This is a genomic window from Streptomyces sp. NPDC006368, from assembly GCF_040612535.1.
Taxonomy (GTDB): domain Bacteria; phylum Actinomycetota; class Actinomycetes; order Streptomycetales; family Streptomycetaceae; genus Streptomyces.
In genome coordinates this window covers 1-17,897 of record NZ_JBEXQK010000002.1, presented here as the reverse complement: position 1 = coordinate 17,897, position 17,897 = coordinate 1, and the positions used below count along the sequence as shown (strand labels likewise).

The window sequence follows — 17,897 nt, the reverse complement described above, 5'->3', positions numbered from 1 at the left end:
CGGGCCCGGGCGGGTCGGGGATGGTATCCCCGGTCGGCCCGGGCCCGCCCCCCTTCTCACGGCCCGGGCCCCGCCCTTCCGGTAACCGGGCCCACGTCCCGCCCTGGGGGCGTGGTCGTTTGTTCGGGTGGGGACGACTGGGTGTCGGTGCGGGCGGATAGGCTGAGGGGATGACGCGAGCCGAGCAGCCAACGGTCTTGAGCCCCACCTCAGACTCCGACGCCGCACTTGCCGCGGACTCCCGCGAGCGTGCCGTGCGAGCCTTGTTGCGCAGTCAGCCGCTGCGGCGGTTGTGGAGCGCCCAGCTCGTTGGCGGCGTCGGTGACGCCCTCGCCCTCCTCGTCCTGGTGCTCCTGGCCCTGCAGGCCGCGGTCACCGAGGGCGCGTTCGGAGGCGGCTACCGGGGCGCGGCCTTCGCCGTCGCCGCCGTGTTCGGGGCGCGGATCCTCGCCACGTTCCTCTTCGGCGCCGTACTGCTCGGACCGATGACCGCCCTCACCGCGCCCACAGGGCCGCTCGACCGGCGCTGGACCATGGTCGGCGCGGACGGCCTGCGCGTCGGGCTGCTGGTGGTCGCGCCGCTGTGGATCGACTGGACGCCCGGCAAGGCGCTCGCCTTCGTACTGATCACCGCGTTCCTGGCCGGGGTGGCCGAGCGGTTCTGGACGATCGCCAAGGAGGGCGCCGCCCCCGCGCTGCTGCCCGCCCCGCCGCCGGAGGGCGCGACCGTGCGCCCGCTGCCGGACCACATGGACGCGCTGCGCCGCCTGTCCCTGCGTACGGGCTTCGCCGCCATCCCCGGCGCGGCTGCCGCGCTGCTCGTCGCCACGCTCATCGGGAACCTGTTCGGCACGGGCATCGCGTGGTTCTCGACCCACCAGGCGGCGCTCGGCTCGTACGTCGCGGCCGGGCTCTTCGCGGCCTCCGTGTCCGTCCTGTACTTCCTGGAGCTGCCCGACGCGCAGACGCCGCGCCCGCGCTCCCCGCTGGAGGGCCTGCGCCGCCCCTCCACCGGCAGGGGTGTGGACAAGGGCCGCACGGCCGCCCTCCCGCTGCTCGTGCTCGCCTGCGCGGCGGTCGCCGCCGCCATCGCGTCCGCCGCCGCCGTCGCCGTACTGCACGCCAAGGACCTCGGCGGTGGTCCCGTCGCCTTCGCGCTGCTGATCCTCGCCCTCACGGGCGGGACGGGCCTGGGCATCCGGTCCGCGCGTGCCGTGCTCCCGGCGCTTTCGCGCCGCCGGCTGCTGGCGCTGGCCCTCACCGTCACGGGCGTCGCGCTCCTCGCGACGGGGCTCGTCCCGGACACGGCGACCGTGCTGTTCCTCGCGCTCGGCGCGGGACTGGCGGCCGGTGTCGCCGCCAACACGGGGCACACCCTGATCGATCAGGAGACGGAGGAGTTCCGCCGGCCGCGCGTCACCGAGCACCTCCACGCGGTCGTCCGGGTCGCCATAGCCCTCGGCGCGCTGGTCGCCCCGCTGCTCGCCGCCGCGATCGGGCCGCACCGGCTCGCGAGCGGCGACTTCGTCTTCGCGCACGGCGGCGCCGGTTTCACGCTCATGCTGGTCGGCGCGCTGCTGCTGCCCGTCGCGGCGCTGGTCCTGGCCAGGACGGACGACCGCTCGGGGGTGCCGCTGCGCCGCGACCTGCGGGACGCGCTGCGCGGTGGGGACCCGGCGCAGGCACCGGCGAAGACGGGGTTCTTCATCGCCCTGGAGGGCGGTGACGGGGCCGGCAAGTCCACGCAGGTGGAGGCGCTGGCCGAGTGGATCCGCGCCAAGGGCCACGAGGTCGTCGTCACGCGCGAGCCGGGCGCCACGCCGGTCGGCAAGCGGCTCCGTTCGATCCTGCTGGACGTGTCGAGCGCCGGGCTGTCCCACCGCGCGGAAGCGCTGCTGTACGCCGCCGACCGCGCCGAACACGTCGACTCGCTGGTGCGCCCGGCCCTGGAGCGGGGCGCGGTCGTCATCTCCGACCGGTACATCGACTCGTCCGTCGCCTACCAGGGCGCCGGCCGCGACCTGTCCCCGACCGAGATCGCCCGCATCTCACGCTGGGCGACCGACGGTCTCGTACCCCATCTGACCGTCCTGCTGGACGTGTCCCCGGAGACCGCGCGGGAGCGGTTCACGGAGGCTCCGGACCGGCTGGAGTCGGAGCCCGCGGAGTTCCACCGGCGCGTACGGGCCGGGTTCCTCGCCCTCGCGGCGGCGGACCCCGGGCGCTACCTGGTGGTGGACGCCGGCCAGGAGCCGGAGGCCGTCACCACCGTCGTACGCCACCGTCTCGACCAGATGCTGCCGCTCTCCGAGGCCGAGGTGAGGGCCCGGGAGGAAGCGCGCAGGGCGGCCGAGGAGGAGGCCCGGCGCAAGGCCGAGGAGGAGGCGGCGCGCAAGGCCGAGGAAGAGCGCCTGGAGCGTGAGCGCCAGGAACAGCTGGCCAGGCTGCGCGCCGAGGAGGAGGAGCGCAAGCGCCGCGAGGAGGAAGAGGCGCGGCAGCGTGAGGCCGAGCGCCAGGCCGAGGAGGCCCGGCGCCGCGCCGAGGAGGCGCGCCGGCTGGCCGAGGAGGAGCGGCGCCGCCGCGAGGCCGAGGAGAAGGCCCGCCGCGACGAGCAGGAGCGGCTGCGCAGGCTGAAGGAAGAGCAGGAGCGGCTGCGCGCGGAGGCGGAGGCACGACGCCTGGAGAAGCAGCGCAAGGCGGAGGAGGCCCTGCTGCGTGCCGAGGAGGCACGGCGTCTCGCGGAGGCCGCAGCCGCGGCTTCCGCCGCTTCGGCCGCGGCGGCGGTCGACACCACGGTCCCGACCCCCGTCGTGAGCCCGGACGAGCCGACCCAGGAGGTCCCGGCACCGCGCATCAACATGCGCAAGGACGACGCGCCCACCTCGGGTGGCGCGGGCCGGGACGCGGGCGCGATCGACGAGACGGTGACCCTCAGGCCCGTCCGGGACACCGGCGCCGCCGACGAGACGGCGGTTCTGCCGCCGGTACGGGACGGGGCGCGCCCGCCGGTCCACGACTCCGGTGCCTTCGACGAGACGGCCGTCCTGCCGCCGGTACGGGACGGGGCGCGCCCGCCGGTCCACGACTCGGGTGCCTTCGACGAGACGGCCGTCCTGCCGCCCGTACGGCCCGAAGGCCCCGCCGACCGGGTGCCGCCCGGGTTCTTCCGCGACGAGGAGCCGGCACCCGGCGAGCGGACGCGCGAGCTGCCCCAGGTGGACGAGCGGGGACGGCCGCGGCGCCGCTCGGACTGGGCGGAGGAGACCCCGCTGGACGACCTGCCGTCGCTCGCGGACGAGCTGCTCGGGCCGCACGACGACGAGGACGACCGCAGGGGCGGCGGCCGGCGCTGACCGGCGGACGGCGTTGTCGGACCCGTCCCCCACAATGGGAAGCCATAGCGACACGTACGCAGGAAGCATGGACGCAGGAAGGCGGTGACCCATGCCCGTATGGGACGACCTGGTCGGCCAGGACCGCGTCCGGGAGCAGCTCGCCGCCGCCGCCCGTGACGCCGACGCCCTGGTCACCGCCGACGCGAACGGCACGGCGCCGCCCGACGCGTCGAAGATGACGCACGCCTGGCTGTTCACCGGTCCACCGGGATCCGGGCGGGAGACGGCCGCCCGGTCCTTCGCCGCCGCGCTCCAGTGCGTCAGCCCCGACCGGGCGCTCGGTGGCGAGCCGGGGTGCGGGTTCTGCGACGGATGCCACACCACCTTCGTCGGGACGCACGCCGACGTGCAGATCGTCCGCACCGACCTGCTCTCCATCGGTGTGAAGGAGACCCGCGAGCTGGTGCGGCGCGCCCAGCTGTCGCCCGCCGTCGGCCGCTGGCAGGTCATCGTCCTGGAGGACGCCGACCGCCTCACCGAAGGCGCGGGGAACGTCCTGCTGAAGGCCGTCGAGGAGCCCGCGCCCCGCACGGTCTGGCTGCTGTGCGCGCCGTCCATCGAGGACGTCCTGCCCACCATCCGCTCCCGCTGCCGCCACCTCACCCTGCGTACACCCCCGGTCGACGCCGTCGCGGACGTCCTGATCCGGCGTGACGGCATCGAGCCGGAGGCCGCTGCCGCCGCCGCCCGCGCCACCCAGGGGCACATCGACCGGGCCCGCCGGCTCGCCACCGACGAGCGCGCCCGGGCCCGCCGCGCCACCGTGCTGAAGCTGCCCCTGCGGGTGGCCGACATCGGCGGCTGCCTCAAGGCGGCCCAGGAACTGATCGACGCCGCGGCGGAGGACGCCAAGCAGATCGCCGAGGAGATCGACGCCAAGGAGACCGAGGACCTGAAGCAGGCCCTGGGCGCCTCCCAGAACGGCCGGATGCCGCGCGGCACGGCGGGCGTCATGAAGGAGCTGGAGGACAAGCAGAAGCGCCGCAAGACCCGATCGCAGCGCGACAGCCTGGACCTGGCGCTGAGCGAGCTCACCGGCTTCTACCGCGATGTGCTCGCCCTCCAGCTGGGCTCCCGCATCGCCATCGCCAACGAGGACGTCCGCGACGCGCTCGACCGGACGGCCCGCGACTCCACGCCGGAGGCGACCCTGCGCCGGATCGAGGCGATCCTCGCCTGTCGCGACGCCCTCGACCGGAACGTGGCGCCGCTGCTCGCGGTGGAAGCGATGACCGTGGCCCTGCGTCAAGGCTGAGCGCGGTCACTCATACGAGTGCGTAGGGAAACAATCCGTCACCACCTGGATACGCTCCGGTCATGAACTCCGCTCGTCTGCTCCGTACCACCGCCGTCGTCCTCTCGGCCTTCGGTCTGCTCGTCGCCGGCTGCACCGACGGCGGCACGGCACTGTCCGCATCCGCCTCCGCCTCAGCGGCGCGAGCCGTCGCCTCGACCGAGGAGCTCAAGGCGTACTACGGGCAGCGGCTGCGCTGGCGCGCCTGCGGCGTCCCCGACTTCGAGTGCTCCACGCTCCGGGTGCCCCTCGACTACACCGAGCCGGACGGCCACCAGGTGAAACTGGCCGTGACGCGGATCAGGGCCACCGGCCCGGGCAAGCGCCTCGGTTCGCTGCACGTCAACCCCGGCGGCCCCGGCGGCTCGTCCGTCGGCTTCCTCCAGGGGTACGCGGGCGTCGGCTACCCCGCCCCGGTCCGCGCCCGCTACGACATGGTCGCCGTCGACCCGCGCGGCGTGGCCCGGAGCGAGCCGGTGAACTGCCTCGACGGCCCCGCGATGGACGCCTACACACAGATCGACCAGACCCCCGACAACCCGCGTGAGAACGACCTGGTGGCCGCGTCCTTCCGGCGCTTCGCGGCGGGTTGCGCGAAGCGCTCCGGCCGGATCCTCCCGCACGTCTCGACGGTGGAGGCGGCGCGTGACATGGACATCCTGCGCGCCGCGCTCGGCGACCGGAAGCTCCACTACGTCGGCGCCTCCTACGGCACGTTCCTCGGCGCGACGTACGCCGAGCTGTTCCCGTCCCGCACCGGCCGTCTCGTCCTGGACGGCGCGATGGACCCCTCCCTGCCGACCGCCGAGCTCAACCGGGACCAGACGGCCGGATTCCAGCGGGCCTTCGACTCCTTCGCCACCGACTGCGCACGCCGGCCGGGCTGCCCGCTCGGCACCGGTACCCCCACGGCGGCCGCCGCCCGCATCAAGGCGTTCTTCGCACGGCTCGACACCCGGCCCGTCCCGACCGGCGAGAGCCGCCCGCTCGGCGAGGCCCTGGCCACCACGGGCGTGCTCGCCGCGCTGTACGACGAGTCCGCCTGGCCCCTGCTGCGCGACGCACTCACCCGGGCGATGAACGGAGACGGCGCCCCCCTGCTCTCCCTCGCCGACAGCTACTACGAGCGCCGGCCCGACGGCACCTACTCCAACCTGATGTACGCCAACGCCGCGGTCAACTGCCTGGACCAGCCGCCCGCCTTCACCAGCCCGGCCGAGGTGACCGCAGCCGTCCCGTCCTTCGAGAAGGCGTCCTCCGTCTTCGGCGAAGGCCTCGCCTGGGCCTCCCTCAACTGCGCCCAGTGGCCCGCCAAGGCCACCGGCGCCCCGCACCGCATCGAGGCCAGGGGCGCGGCCCCGATCGTCGTGGTCGGCACCACCCGCGACCCGGCCACCCCCTACAAGTGGGCCGAGGCCCTCGCGGACCAGCTCGCCTCCGGCACCCTGCTGACCTACGAGGGCGACGGCCACACCGCGTACGGCCGCGGCAGCGACTGCGTCGACTCGGCGATCAACGCCTACCTCCTCGACGGCACGGTCCCGGCGGACGGCAAGCGCTGCCGCTAGCCGCCGCCGACCGCCGCCGCCGGGGAAGCGCGGGTGTGCGAGGCACCCTCCGGACCTGTGTAGACTTGGGCACGCTGCTGCACCCCACGGGCTTCCCGAGGGGATCGCGGGGCGTGCCGCCTTAGCTCAGTTGGCCAGAGCAACGCACTCGTAATGCGTAGGTCTCGGGTTCGAATCCCGAAGGCGGCTCGGAATCACCCCAGGACTCACTCGCCGTGACCTGGGGTTTTTTCATGCCCGGGGCATGCCGAGCCGCACGACGGGGATGCCGTGGAAGTGCTTGCGTGAGCGATGCGTGAGCGGATCGGCCGTCAGCCCTTGCGTGCGGCCTTCTTGGCCTTGCCCTTCTTCTTCCCCTTGGCCTTCGCCTTCTCGGCCTTCTTCGCCTCTTTGGCGGCCTTCCGGACCTGCTCCTCCTGCTCGGCCTTGCGCTGAAGCGGTACGAGCTTCGCGGTGGCATCGGCGGCGCTCTTGCCGACGTGGGGGAGCACGCTCTGGTAGATGTCACGCGTGATCCGGGTGTCGCTGTGCCCAAGCGTGTCCGGCACGATCTTGATGTCGATGTCGGCCGCCAGCATGAGCGTGGCGGCGCCGTGGCGGAGGTCGTGCAGCCGGATCGGCGGGAGGCCGGAGGCGGCGACGAGCCGCTCGAAGAGGTCAGTGACCTTGCCGGGGTGGAGCCAGGGGCCGTCCTCCTGGGTGAAGACGAGCCCGGTGTTCACCCAGGCCGGCCCCCACTCCGCGCGGGCGGCCTCCTGCTGCTCGTGGTGCCGCTTGAGGACGTCGACCGTGTCGTCGTCCAGGGCCACGACGCGGAAGCCGCTGTCCGTCTTCGGCTCGGACGCCTCGACCTCCCAGCCGTCCTGGACGAGCTGGCCGGTGACCGTGAGGGAGTGCCGGTCGAGGTTGGTCTCCGACCAGGGCTGTCCGCACGCCTCGCCTCGCCGCAGGCCGCGGAAGGCGATCAGGTGCCACATCGCGTACAGCCGGTCCTCGGCGACGAAGTCGAGGAAAGCGCCTGTCTGTTCCGGCGTCCAGACCATGACAGGGGACGGCTTCTCGCCGGTCTGCTCCCACTTGGCGACCCGCTCGTCCGTCCACACGAGCGCCTTCGGCTTGCGTACGGGGTCGATCTCGACATGGGCCGCCGGGGTGAACGTGATGATCTGCTGCCCGACGGCGTCATTCAGGGCCGCGCGGAGGGTGGCCTTGATGTGCTGGCGCGTGGCCGGTCCGGTGACCCGGCGGAAGGGCGGCATGGCGTCGATCGCGGCCTTCATGGCCTTGCGGCGAGCGCGGTTCACCACACCCTTCCACGGGACGGTCGCCAACTCCTCTACCGCCGCTCGCCGCTGGGCGTTCTGCTCCACGATCTCAGCGTTGGCGTCGGTGATGGCGGTGAACATGTCGCTCAGGTGGCTGACACGCAGCCCAGCACCCCCTGGCACCAGGCCATCGACGCCCTCGACACCCTCCACCAGGGGATGGCCGATGACACCCACGCCCAGGCCCACATCATCGCGCTCGGCGACCTCATCGAAGCCACCGCCCAGAAAGCCCCCGCCCACCTCCACGCCGAACTGCAAGCCGCCTCACGGGCATTCGCCCGCGCCCAGCGCTCCCAGATCCGCGCCGAGAACCAGGCCGCCCACACCCTGCGCCGAGCGGCCCGCGACCTCGCCCACACCGCCACCGGCCCCGACGGCAGCGCCCTGGCAACCCTGCTGGCCGCCCTCGTCTGGGCCACGATCGTCGCCGCCCGCTGGCACGAGGCGAAGCACCATGCGCACCAGGCCGAAGCCGCCCGCCAGACGCTCCACCACCTGCAGGCCGCCGCCGACCGAGCCCTCACGCCCGTCGTCGGCAGCCTCGCCACCCGCCAGCCGAACGATCAGGTCCGCCGAACCCTGGCCCACGACGTCCGGGCCGCCGTCCCCGACCACGCCGACCGCATCCTCACCGACCCCGCCTGGCCGGCCCTCGCCACCGTCCTGGCCAACGCCGAGGCCGGCGGCCACAAACCCCACCAGCTCCTCAGGGAGGCCGCCGTCCAGCGCGAACTCACCACCGCCCGCCAACCCGCCCGCGTCCTGATCACCCGCATCCAGCACACCAGCCGCAACCCCGCCCCCAACCCCCGCGCCGAAGCCGCCCGCCGCCGCAGCGCGCAGGCGGGAACACGTTCAGTGGGGGCGTACCCCTACGCGGCTCAGCCTGGATCAACCAGCCTTGGAAGCGACGGCCATCGGCATCGCAGGTAGCGTGCCCGGGCTATCTGGCCGCCGGCAATGCCTCCTCCGCACGCGACCTGGTCACGGCTCGTCGGCAGAGAGAGGGCAGAGGAGGCCGGGGAGGTCGGCGGCTTGCGTAACTGTGCACTCCGGACCCACTGTCAGTGCCAGCTGGCACAGTGGACGCATGACAACTGTGTCGCTCCATCTGCTCGGTGAAATCCGGCAGCTTCAAGCAGAAGGTTTGCCCGCCGCGGTCTCTCCTCACACTGGTCGCTCGCTTCGCCGCTATGCGCTGGAATTTCGTGTCCCCGGCCGCAGACGAGACGAACTCAACGCCGAACTCGACGCCTCCTCCGGAGACGACGCCCAGCCGTTGCTGGGAACCGACGCAGCGTGGATCGTGACGGGAAACCGCTACTCGTACTCCGTCGGTGACCGGTCCGAGGTTTGCACCTTCCGTATCGAGATCCAAGAGGCTGAGGACCTGCGGGTCTCGTCGCTGGAGCTTCCCGGCCTCACCCTGACACCGACCTCGTACAAGGAGACGGTGGAGGACGTGCTCGTCGCGACTTTCGTAGTGGAGGTCTCCGGGGACGACGTTGCACGCCTGGAAGAACTGATCGTCGCGCGCGACGACCAGGAGTACTTCGATGTCGTCCGCCGTGGCATCAGTGACGACCCAGTCCGAATGCGGTTCGGTCGGTGCCTCTGGCAGGAAGCGGAAGTCGGCGTCCGACGTCACAACCTGACGCTCGTCGCTGATGAAGATAGGCCGCCTGTCAAGGTGCCGTCCTTCGCCCTCATCAACGAGCCGCAGCTCACTCGCACGACGGAAAGGACTGTCGCAACCGCCCAAGGGCTGGAGGCGCTGGTGGAAGAGCTTCGTACCAGCGGAGTCCTGAGTGACGAGGCTGCCGAGCGTATCCGGGCCGCCGCCGCCCCGCACGAGATCACAGCCCACGAAGCCCGCGAGTACAGCCGTACGAGGCGCCTCGATGACTACGAGGACTGAGAATTAAGGCCCCATGGAAGGTACCTCTCCATGGGGCCTTGCGCCGGCTGCTGTGGCAGGACTCGGCCTACTGACGTGCTCCCTACATCAGGCTGCTGCGTTCTGCCGCGTGCATGGCCCTGGCACTAGGGCCTTTCAGGGGAGGAGGGCTGTATCGAGGTACTCCTGTACCGGCTCGAACAGTCCATACGGCACGTACTCCGGGATCTCGCCATGGGTGACCCAAGCCAGTTCGGCCAGCTCCTCGGTGTCCGCGACGTGGGCCGTGCCGTCCAGTACCTCGCAGGCGGTGTACGACATCAGTCGGCCCGTCTTCGGGTGGACGCGCTCGCCGAGCAGCTTCACCGCGGCCACGGTCAGTCCGGTCTCCTCCTGGGTCTCCCGCACGGCAGCGTCCTCGCGGGACTCACCGGGCTCGACCTCGCCGGCCGGGAACTGCCAGGAGAGCTGCCCCTCGCTGACCCGGCGGCGCACCATCAGCACGCGGCCCTCGTTCACGACGATGGCGGCGGCGATTCCCGGGCGCTCGTCCGTGTTCTGGTTCGTCACGTCTGCTCCTCCAGGGCGGCCAGGATGGGTGGGAAGATCGTATCGACGGGGATGAAGCGAGGCACCGCGTTTCTGGGGACCCACATGACGTCGATGTTCTCGACTGCGTCAGTGTTGCTGGCTTCGCCCGCCAGGTACTCGCAGAGGAAGTACTCGCACATCACGCCGGTCACAGGGTGAAGGCGGTTCCCGAGGTGCTGCCGGACCGCGCAGTGGACACCCGTCTCGTCCAAGGTCTCCCGCACAGTGGTGGTCTCCGCCTTGCCGCCCGGCTTGATGACCCCGGCCGGGAACTGCCACGTGATTCCAGCGGCGTCGTCGTCCCGACGGCACACCAAGAGGACATCGCTGTCGCGGACGACCACCGCGATGGCCACCCGCAGCGCCTGCGCACCGGGCGGCGTCGAGTCCGCTGGGGCCCGTTCCTTCGCCAGCAGGAGCGCGAAGCGCTGTCGCGCAGCCTCAGGAGCCCGCTCATAGGCCGTGTCGAGGAGCTGCTGCATCTCCCTGCGAGGCACGACGGATGCGTCGGAGTGCCAGGCGGCCACCGTCCTCACTGCGATGCCCAGCTGAGCGGCGAACTGTTCGTTGCCGAGCCGTAGGGCGGACTGCAGCAGGCAGGCGTACCGGCCGCTCCAGCGCTCGATCACGTCCACAAGACTGCCCCCTCGTCGCCGCCCCGGTGCAGAAATCCGCGCGCCGAAAGTGCACTCCCACTGCACTGGCACTTCATGGTCACGCGGGAAGAGCCCCGGAAGAATCGAAGTCACCAGGGGCCAAGGAATCACCCGCCAAAGGCTCAGTCCCTGGGAGGCGTATGAGAGGCGCGAGAGCGCCAGACGACCACAGGGAGATTCTAGGTGTGCACCCCCAGCGGATAGCGGAGACAGAGAAGTTGGCCGAATCGGGACTCTCGGTGGGCTGATCGGCCGCACCTTGGTCGGCATTCGCCCGTCCGGGGCATTGCCCGCACGCCCGAACCGCCCTGCCAGCGCCGGTAACCTCAGCAGATGACGGCTGATTGTCCGTCATGTTCGGTTGCTAGCAAGGCGAAAGGGAGTCAATGGCCGAGGTTCAGGCTCACACTGTCGAGCGCACGCTCGTCCTGCTCAAGCCCGATGCGCTGGCGCGTGGCCTGGCAGGAAGGATCATCACTCGATTCGAAGACGCCGCGCTGAAGATCGTCGGCACGAAGATGAAGTGGATGGACGAGGAGTTCACCCGCAAGCACTACTTCGACCTGGAAGAGCGGCTGGGTTCGGAGGTCTACAACCTCACGGCGACGTTCATGCAGCAGGGGCCCGTGATCGCCCTGGTGCTGGAGGGCTTCGACGCCATCGCCACCGTCCGCAAGATCGTCGGCAGCACGTACCCGAACCAGGCTCCGGCCGGCACGGTACGGGGCGACTTCTCGCACTACAGCGCGGCGGCCAGCATCGCCTCGGGTAAGGCGGTCGCGAACCTCGTGCACGCCTCCGGCAACGCGGAGGAGGCCAAGCAGGAGGTGGAGCTGTGGTTCGACAAGGACGAGCTGCAGGACTACAAGACGCTGGCCGAGATCTACACGTACTAGCAGCGGGTCACGGCGTCACCGCGGGGACGCCGGGGCGTTGATCACCACTGGGGCACGACCGTTTGAACCGAGAGGGCACCATGACCAACCAGACCCGCCTGGCCTCCACCGACGAGCTGGAGTCGATCTTCCAGCGTGAGCTGGCGACCGACCGGTGGGCCGCCACCGAGACCGCGTACGCCCTGGCCGTGCGCCACCGCGACCTGGGCGACTGGCCCGCCTCGCGTGAGTGGGCCCAGCAGTGCCTGCGCCTGCTGGAGGGCTTCCCCAGCGAGACGGAGGAGCAGGTCGCCACCGGCCGCACGTCGGTCGGAGGCGTCCAGCTCCCGACCTACCTGCACTCGGGAGTCATCGAGGAGCGCTTCGGCACCCTCGGCTGACACCCACCGATCCACCGGGGTGATGCGGCCGGCACCCGCATCGGCCGCATCACCCCCGCGCTCGACCACCAATCCCATAGCGATCGCCCGACCGGACAGGCCCCCCGCAAGGCAGGGTCCGGCTGGCTTCGCCATGCCTGAAACGAGGAGGCAGCAACCCCGTGGCCGTCGAGATCGAGATGCGCGCCCGCTTCACCAAGGAGGTCCACGACCAGCTCGTCACCCGCCTGAAGGCGGACGGGGAGGACCTGGGCCCTGACGACAAGCACATCTACTTCTACGTACTCCCCGACCAGCTCCTGAAGGTCACCGACAACACCGCCGCCGGCACCGCCAAGATCACCCTCAAGGGGAGCAAGATCGGGCAGGGTGCAGCCTTCGCGGAGACCGAGTTCGCCATCGCGCCCGCCGACGTTCCCGCTGCGGTGAAGGTGTTCAACGCGCTCGGGTTCGAGTCGGCGATGCACGAGGCGTTCAACTTCCGTCACAACTTCCGCCTCGACGACGTCGAGATCGCGGTCAAGTGGAGCGAGGCGTGGGGCTACCACGCCGAGTTCGAGGTGCTGCTGGAGGACGGCGCCTCGGACGCCGCCCGCGCCGAGGCGGAGGCCAAGATCACGGACGTCGCCAGGGCGCTCGGGGTGACCTTGATGACGGAGGAGGAGCTGGCCGACTTCACGGCCGCCTTCGAGGCCGCCGAGAAGGAGCGCAAGGAGCGCGAACAGCAGGCCGCGCCGATCCGGTAGGGAACATCACCGCGGAGACCACCAAGGGGGTGGGCACGAGTGAGCACGACCCCGTTGACCGCAAGTCTGATCGACCTGGCTGCCCGTGGGCAGCTCCCGCTCCACCAGCACATGGACCACGCCACCGTCGCGTGGATCAGAGACAGCAGGCCCGACCTTCCGCCGCCCTCGGCGCCGGTCTTGCGCGCGCAGTCGAAGGAGCTGCTCGCACACGGCGGACTGCCGACCCGATGGTGGGCGGACCCTCGGCTGTACACGTCGCTCCACGGCGTCCGGCACGCCATGAGGACGGCGGCGCTCGCCGCCGTCCTCGCCGAGACCAACGGCCTCGACGACGCCGACGCCGCCACGGCGATCCTCGCCGCCGCCGTACACGACTGCCAGCGGCGTCACGACCAGGACGACCGCGGACATGGCGCCCGCGCGGCCATCTGGCTCGCCGCGAACGCCGACACCGTCTGGGGCCACTTCGGCCTCGCCGCCACGCCCCGACGGATCGTGCAGGCGGCCACCGCCGTCCGACTGCACGACATTCCGTACGAGGCGTTCACCGCAGACGACAAGTCCGACCACGTGCGGTCCGAGCGCATCACCGACATGGTCAAGGCGGCCGATGCCCTGGACCGCTACCGGCTGCCGAAGCTGAAGTGGTGGCCGGACTCCCGGTACGTCCGCGAGCCTGCCTTCGACCAGCTGCGTCACCTCGCCTTCGACCTGGTCCTGGTCTCGGAGCGGGCCTACCTCGCCGGGGCCAGCGGCACGGCAGCCGTCCGCTACGCACTCGCCGAGAAGGGCCTGGTGTGACCATGGACTTCCTCGACGCCTACCACCTGTGGGCCGACGCCCACGCCTTCTTCGACTCCACCCTCATCCCCAGCCCCTCCGACCTCACCGACCCGCTCGCCACCCAGACAGCGGGCTGGGAACGACGGCTCGCCGAGGAGGCCCCGAACGGCCACCTGCTTCGGCAGAACGCCCTCTTCGAGGCCCTTAGCGGAAACGGCAAGCTGCACCTGCTGCACGTCACCCACGCCCTGGAGGAGATCAACCGGCAGGGAGTGCTCTACCCGTCGGGCGGCTGCCTCGTCGGAAGCATCTACTGCGCGCCGCTCACCGCGACCGACGAGGGCTTTCGCATGCACAACCTCGGTTCCTACGTCCTTACCAAGGAGGCGCCGACCTTCTTGGCCAAGCTCGGCGTCACCGACCGCATCCCTACCCCGCTGATCTTCGAGATCGACACCCCACCGCAGGCGTACCGCGGGCTCGCCGGCGTGGACTACCTGCGGCTGGGCCTCATCCACCTGCAGATCTACAGCCACCTCGAATACCTGCTGAGCAAGAACGAACGCCACCAGTTGCGCGAGACCGTCGTTAGCAGGGTCAAGAACTCAGCCGCATTCCTCGCCACCGCCGCCGCCGTCGCCTACCAGGGCACCCAGGTCGATGCCGAGCCGTTCCTCAAGCTGCTCGACGAGACGATCCCCCGCCTGCCGATCCTCGGCTATCTGTACTTCGAAGCGGTCGCCGAGTACCTGATGCTTCACTCGACGTCTAACCACACCCGGCGCCTGGCCGAGCTCGGCGAGCTGAACAACTGGCTGTACAAGGAGATGCTGTTCGCCTCCTTCCCGGCCATGGCCGGCAAGTTCGACCTCGCAAGGTTCCGTCCCCGTCCGAAGCAGCTGGCCGAGCTCATCCACCGAGTCGACCCGACCATCGACACCAGCCACGCGAGCGCGTACCTGGTCGAGCGGATCAGCTACCTCGTCGCCGCCCGCCTCTTCGCGCCCGGCGACGCCCCCGAAGCCTGGCACCACAAGCGCTGGGAGTTCGACTCCCTGGCCACGCAGCTCGGACCGCTCCTCGGTCACCTCATCCACCGGGAATTGCGCACCTTCGGCCGCTACCCCGACTTCTACTTCTACTTCGACCAACACAAGGCGCTGCAAGCCTGGAACTACTGGAACCACATGGACATCGTCGCCCCGTTCAACGGCACGATGCCCAAGGGCGAGATCGGCATCAACCCGGCCTACCCCAACCTCGACTACCGCGTCTGGCGCGCCGAGCAGGACGATGCCGGTCACCTCCACCCGGCCGAAGAGCTCGCGCTGACCATCGCCCCGCGGCTGGTGGACATCAAATACACCCTCATGCGCAACAACCAGTGGCCCGCCCCCGCGCCCAGCGCCACCTGATCACCGCCGCCGCCATTCGCGGCCCACCCCACCCCGAGCAACCTCACACGCAGGAGATCCGTGATGAGTCCCTCCGGCATGCCCTCCGTCGACCTCCTCGGCGAGCAGATCGCCTCCGTCCTCGCCGACCCCGCCACCACCCACGGCCTCGCCCGCAACCTTCGGGCCGCCGCCAAGGAGATCGAGCTCCACCGCTACCACCACGCCAGCCGGCGCGCTTGGCCCAACGGCCGGATCGACGACAAGCCCGCCAAGGTCCAGATCGGCGGCGGAGCCCACCGCATCGACGGCTTCTTCAACATCGACCTCGTCCCGCCGGCCGACCTCCTCTGGGACATCCGCGAGGGCATCCCCCTTCAGGACGACAGCACCGAGGAGATCTTCTCTGAGCACTTCCTGGAGCACATCGACTACCCGCGCTCGGCCAAGCACTACGTCCGCGAGGCCCACCGCGTCCTCGTCCCGGGCGGCCGGATCGTCACCGGCGTTCCCGACGCTGCCTTCGCCCTGGGCCAGTACCCCGGGCCCATGGACACCACCGACGAGATGATCGAGCGCTGGTACGCCAAGCGCGACTGCCGTGGCGACATCAACACCCGGCTCGACCTCGTGAATCTCGTCTTCCGGGACCAGGACGACGACCCCACGTACACCCCGCACCTGTGGGCGTACGACCACGAGAAGCTTGTCCAGCTCTTCACCGAGGCCGGCTTCACCACCGTCGAGCCCTGGACGTTCGACCCCGCCATGGCCAATCCGAAGCGCCGATGGGGCAGCGTCTACGTCGTCGCCACGAAGTAGCCCCTCAGCAGCCCGCGGGTCCGGGACGACCCGTCCCTAGCCGCCCCGGACTCGCGGGCCTCCACCTACGCCACAGCGCCCCGCACCCGCCCGGCCACGCCGCCGAGGGAGCCACCCGCATGAACCAGGTCCCACCGTCCATCAGCGAGCTGACCCTCGCCGCCACCCCCAACGCCGTCGCCTGGGCCCGCCGCCACACCGTCGACATCCTCCAGCGCTGGCGCTTCCCCGACGAGGGAATCGAAGTTTCCCGGCTCCTCGTCTCGGAGCTGGTTACCAACGCCATCCAGCACGCCCGCCTCGCCGGGACACCGGAAACGGCTGCCGAATCTGCCAGCATCGGCACGATCCTGCTCAGGCTCTGGCCTACCGACGGCGGCATCATCCTCGCGGTCAGTGACCCTGACCCCCGACCGCCGGTACCTCGCGCCGGCGACGCCAGTGCCACCGGGGGCCGCGGACTCGTCCTTATCCAGGCAATGGCCAACCGCTGGGGCTACTTCCCCACGCAGCCGCTCACTGGGAAGGTCGTCTGGGCCGAAGTGCCCAGCCATCCGAGAGCCGCGCTCAGAGAGTCGGGCGGCTCAGAGATCACCCCACTCGTGATGGGGCGCGCTCTCGTAGCGCTTCGCGATCTGTAGGACCCCCGCTGATCACCACACGGCAGTCACATAAGCGTCAGAGCGCTGCACCTCGTAGCCCTATCAAGGCCGGCCTGAGGCTGTGAGGCACCGCACACTGCACCCGCCGACGGTGCCTATCCGTAGAACCGCAGCTCCGACGACTCGCAACCGCCCGTCGCTGTCGGCGGCGGCCGGTACCTTTGCAGTGAGTGTTGTGGTCTGCGTCTGAATCGCGGGCCGATCGAGGTGCATGGGAGTGTCGCGGGTGACGAGTGGGCGCCTGACCCTGTCGTGGGTCGGCAGGGATGAGGCCCTGCGGAATACAGCGGACGGCGGATACGAGTGGGTCTCACGGCAAGACCCGCGGGTTACGGAAGTTCGCCTACTGCAGGAAGCCGGCAAGGCCGGCGATGTCACCGGCACGGCAGCTGACAACCTTCTCATTCATGGCGACAGCTACGACGCCTTGCATGCCTTGGTCCGTAACCCAGAGTACGGGGATCACTACCGCGGCAAGGTGAAGCTCGTCTACATCGATCCGCCCTTCAACACGGGCCAGGCTTTCCAGCACTACGACGACGCGCTTGAGCACTCTGTCTGGCTCACGATGATGCGTGACCGACTCCTTCTTATCCGTGACCTTCTGGCCCCTGGCGGATCGGTCTGGGTGCATCTGGACGATGCTGAAATGGCGTACTGCCGTGTTCTCATGGACGAGGTCTTCGGACGCGGCAACTTCGTCGGGACTGTCGTCTGGCAGAAGATCCACGCTCGCAACAACTCGGCCCAGCACCTCTCCTCAGTGCATGACTACCTCCTCGTCTACGCCCGCTCCAAGAGCGATCTTGTGCTCAACAAGATCGATCGCACCGAGCTGAGCGACCAGGAGTTCTGGAACCCGGACAACGACCCTCGTGGCCCCTGGCGCAGGTCGGACCTCACGGCCTCCCACGCATACGAGGACGGCCGCTATGAGGTAGTCGGTCCACACGGCGATGTGTTTTCCCCGCGAGGCAACCGTTGGTGGTCGTGCTCGAGGGAGACATTCGACGCACTGCGTGAGGACAACCGGCTCTGGTGGGGGAAGACGGGGCGCACCTTCCCGTTCCGAAAGCGGTTCCAGTCGGAACTGGGTGGCCTCGTGCCTACCACCTTCTGGACGCACGACGAGGTCGGCGACAACCGCCAGGCGAAGGCCGAGGTGACCAAGCTCTTCGACCGGTCGCGGATCTTCTCGACCCCGAAGCCTGAGGCTCTCTTGAAGCGCGTGATCCAGATCGCCACTGACCCAGGCGACATTGTCGTCGACGTGTTCGCCGGCTCGGGCACCACCGCGGCCGTAGCGCACAAGATGGAACGCCGCTGGGTGACTGCCGAGATCCTCGAAGAGACGGCTGAGACCTTCACCCGTCCCCGTTTGGAGAAGGTGGGGGCCCGCCCCGGCCACGGGGGCAGGACGAGGAACTAGGGGCGTGGAGGAGGGGGCGGAAGGATCAGCCACAAGGCGAAGCGGAGAGCGAG

At 70.5% G+C, this 17,897-nt stretch carries 14 protein-coding genes, 1 tRNA gene and 2 pseudogenes; 14 read left to right on the top strand and 3 right to left on the bottom strand.

The genetic code is table 11. The features are described from left to right. The first annotated feature begins 170 nt into the window (after positions 1 to 170). The 4 genes from tmk to ABZZ38_RS01900 all read left to right on the top strand — a co-directional run bounded on the left by tmk (position 171) and on the right by ABZZ38_RS01900 (position 6,446). Positions 171 to 3,353, top strand: a complete 3,183-nt coding sequence (gene tmk / locus ABZZ38_RS01915) for a dTMP kinase (protein WP_356734684.1) — start codon at positions 171 to 173, stop codon at positions 3,351 to 3,353. A gap of 91 nt (positions 3,354 to 3,444) precedes the next feature. Continuing rightward, positions 3,445 to 4,650, top strand: coding sequence for a DNA polymerase III subunit delta' (locus ABZZ38_RS01910; protein WP_356734682.1), 1,206 nt, complete (start codon positions 3,445 to 3,447; stop codon positions 4,648 to 4,650). 62 nt (positions 4,651 to 4,712) lie between these two features. Then, positions 4,713 to 6,257 carry an alpha/beta hydrolase gene (locus ABZZ38_RS01905; RefSeq protein WP_356734680.1) on the top strand — a complete coding sequence of 515 codons (1,545 nt, stop codon included), beginning with the start codon at positions 4,713 to 4,715 and terminating at the stop codon, positions 6,255 to 6,257. Between the two features lie 115 nt (positions 6,258 to 6,372). After that, positions 6,373 to 6,446 (top strand) — tRNA-Thr (locus ABZZ38_RS01900). A 122-nt stretch (positions 6,447 to 6,568) separates the two neighbouring features. On the opposite strand, the pseudogene ABZZ38_RS01895 reads toward ABZZ38_RS01900, so the two are convergent. Further along, a pseudogene (locus ABZZ38_RS01895) lies at positions 6,569 to 7,687 on the bottom strand (site-specific integrase); the annotation flags it as partial. Between ABZZ38_RS01895 and ABZZ38_RS01890 the strand changes: the two are divergent. Beyond that, a pseudogene (locus ABZZ38_RS01890) lies at positions 7,685 to 8,518 on the top strand (mobilization protein); the annotation flags it as partial. The pseudogenes ABZZ38_RS01895 and ABZZ38_RS01890 overlap by 3 nt on opposite strands. A gap of 157 nt (positions 8,519 to 8,675) precedes the next feature. Further along, positions 8,676 to 9,503, top strand: coding sequence for a hypothetical protein (locus tag ABZZ38_RS01885; protein WP_356734678.1), 828 nt, complete (start codon positions 8,676 to 8,678; stop codon positions 9,501 to 9,503). A 135-nt stretch (positions 9,504 to 9,638) separates the two neighbouring features. On the opposite strand, the gene ABZZ38_RS01880 is transcribed toward ABZZ38_RS01885, so the two are convergent. Together ABZZ38_RS01880 and ABZZ38_RS01875 are read right to left on the bottom strand one after the other, a co-directional pair. Beyond that, a complete protein-coding gene (locus tag ABZZ38_RS01880; RefSeq protein WP_356734676.1) occupies positions 9,639 to 10,052 on the bottom strand; it encodes an NUDIX hydrolase in 414 nt (137 codons plus the stop codon). Continuing rightward, entirely contained in the window at positions 10,049 to 10,708 is a 660-nt protein-coding gene (locus ABZZ38_RS01875) for an NUDIX hydrolase (RefSeq protein WP_356734674.1), read from the bottom strand. The genes ABZZ38_RS01880 and ABZZ38_RS01875 overlap by 4 nt, the downstream gene beginning before the upstream one ends. Before the next feature lie 407 nt (positions 10,709 to 11,115). Between ABZZ38_RS01875 and ABZZ38_RS01870 the strand changes: the two genes are divergently transcribed. From ABZZ38_RS01870 to ABZZ38_RS01835, 8 genes are all read left to right on the top strand, one after another. Continuing rightward, the gene (locus ABZZ38_RS01870; RefSeq protein ID WP_030344300.1) at positions 11,116 to 11,625 is read left to right on the top strand and encodes a nucleoside-diphosphate kinase; all 510 of its coding nucleotides are present in this window, start codon (positions 11,116 to 11,118) and stop codon (positions 11,623 to 11,625) included. An 80-nt stretch (positions 11,626 to 11,705) separates the two neighbouring features. Beyond that, positions 11,706 to 12,005 carry a hypothetical protein gene (locus tag ABZZ38_RS01865; protein WP_356734672.1) on the top strand — a complete coding sequence of 100 codons (300 nt, stop codon included), beginning with the start codon at positions 11,706 to 11,708 and terminating at the stop codon, positions 12,003 to 12,005. Between the two features lie 161 nt (positions 12,006 to 12,166). Then, positions 12,167 to 12,751: a hypothetical protein gene (locus tag ABZZ38_RS01860; RefSeq protein ID WP_356734670.1), complete on the top strand. Its 585-nt coding sequence runs from the start codon at positions 12,167 to 12,169 to the stop codon at positions 12,749 to 12,751. Positions 12,752 to 12,790: 39 nt separating this feature from the next. Then, the gene (locus tag ABZZ38_RS01855; protein WP_356734668.1) at positions 12,791 to 13,555 is read left to right on the top strand and encodes a hypothetical protein; all 765 of its coding nucleotides are present in this window, start codon (positions 12,791 to 12,793) and stop codon (positions 13,553 to 13,555) included. A gap of 2 nt (positions 13,556 to 13,557) precedes the next feature. After that, positions 13,558 to 14,952: a hypothetical protein gene (locus tag ABZZ38_RS01850; protein WP_356735250.1), complete on the top strand. Its 1,395-nt coding sequence runs from the start codon at positions 13,558 to 13,560 to the stop codon at positions 14,950 to 14,952. A 63-nt stretch (positions 14,953 to 15,015) separates the two neighbouring features. Next, positions 15,016 to 15,753, top strand: coding sequence for a methyltransferase domain-containing protein (locus ABZZ38_RS01845; RefSeq protein WP_356734666.1), 738 nt, complete (start codon positions 15,016 to 15,018; stop codon positions 15,751 to 15,753). Between the two features lie 119 nt (positions 15,754 to 15,872). Continuing rightward, the gene (locus ABZZ38_RS01840; protein ID WP_356734664.1) at positions 15,873 to 16,394 is read left to right on the top strand and encodes an ATP-binding protein; all 522 of its coding nucleotides are present in this window, start codon (positions 15,873 to 15,875) and stop codon (positions 16,392 to 16,394) included. A gap of 238 nt (positions 16,395 to 16,632) precedes the next feature. After that, on the top strand, positions 16,633 to 17,844 hold the full coding sequence (locus ABZZ38_RS01835; RefSeq protein ID WP_356734662.1) for a site-specific DNA-methyltransferase: 1,212 nt from the start codon (positions 16,633 to 16,635) through the stop codon (positions 17,842 to 17,844). Positions 17,845 to 17,897 lie beyond the last annotated feature (53 nt).

Excerpts from the sequence above, each read along its gene's own strand:
- tmk (WP_356734684.1), top strand. The coding sequence starts at position 171 with ATGACGCGAGCCGAGCAGCCAACGGTCTTGAGCCCCACCTCAGACTCC.
- ABZZ38_RS01845 (WP_356734666.1), top strand. The coding sequence starts at position 15,016 with ATGAGTCCCTCCGGCATGCCCTCCGTCGACCTCCTCGGCGAGCAGATC.
- ABZZ38_RS01840 (WP_356734664.1), top strand. The coding sequence starts at position 15,873 with ATGAACCAGGTCCCACCGTCCATCAGCGAGCTGACCCTCGCCGCCACC.
- ABZZ38_RS01850 (WP_356735250.1), top strand. The coding sequence starts at position 13,558 with ATGGACTTCCTCGACGCCTACCACCTGTGGGCCGACGCCCACGCCTTC.
- ABZZ38_RS01905 (WP_356734680.1), top strand. The coding sequence starts at position 4,713 with ATGAACTCCGCTCGTCTGCTCCGTACCACCGCCGTCGTCCTCTCGGCC.
- ABZZ38_RS01870 (WP_030344300.1), top strand. The coding sequence starts at position 11,116 with ATGGCCGAGGTTCAGGCTCACACTGTCGAGCGCACGCTCGTCCTGCTC.
- ABZZ38_RS01885 (WP_356734678.1), top strand. The coding sequence starts at position 8,676 with ATGACAACTGTGTCGCTCCATCTGCTCGGTGAAATCCGGCAGCTTCAA.
- ABZZ38_RS01865 (WP_356734672.1), top strand. The coding sequence starts at position 11,706 with ATGACCAACCAGACCCGCCTGGCCTCCACCGACGAGCTGGAGTCGATC.
- ABZZ38_RS01910 (WP_356734682.1), top strand. The coding sequence starts at position 3,445 with ATGCCCGTATGGGACGACCTGGTCGGCCAGGACCGCGTCCGGGAGCAG.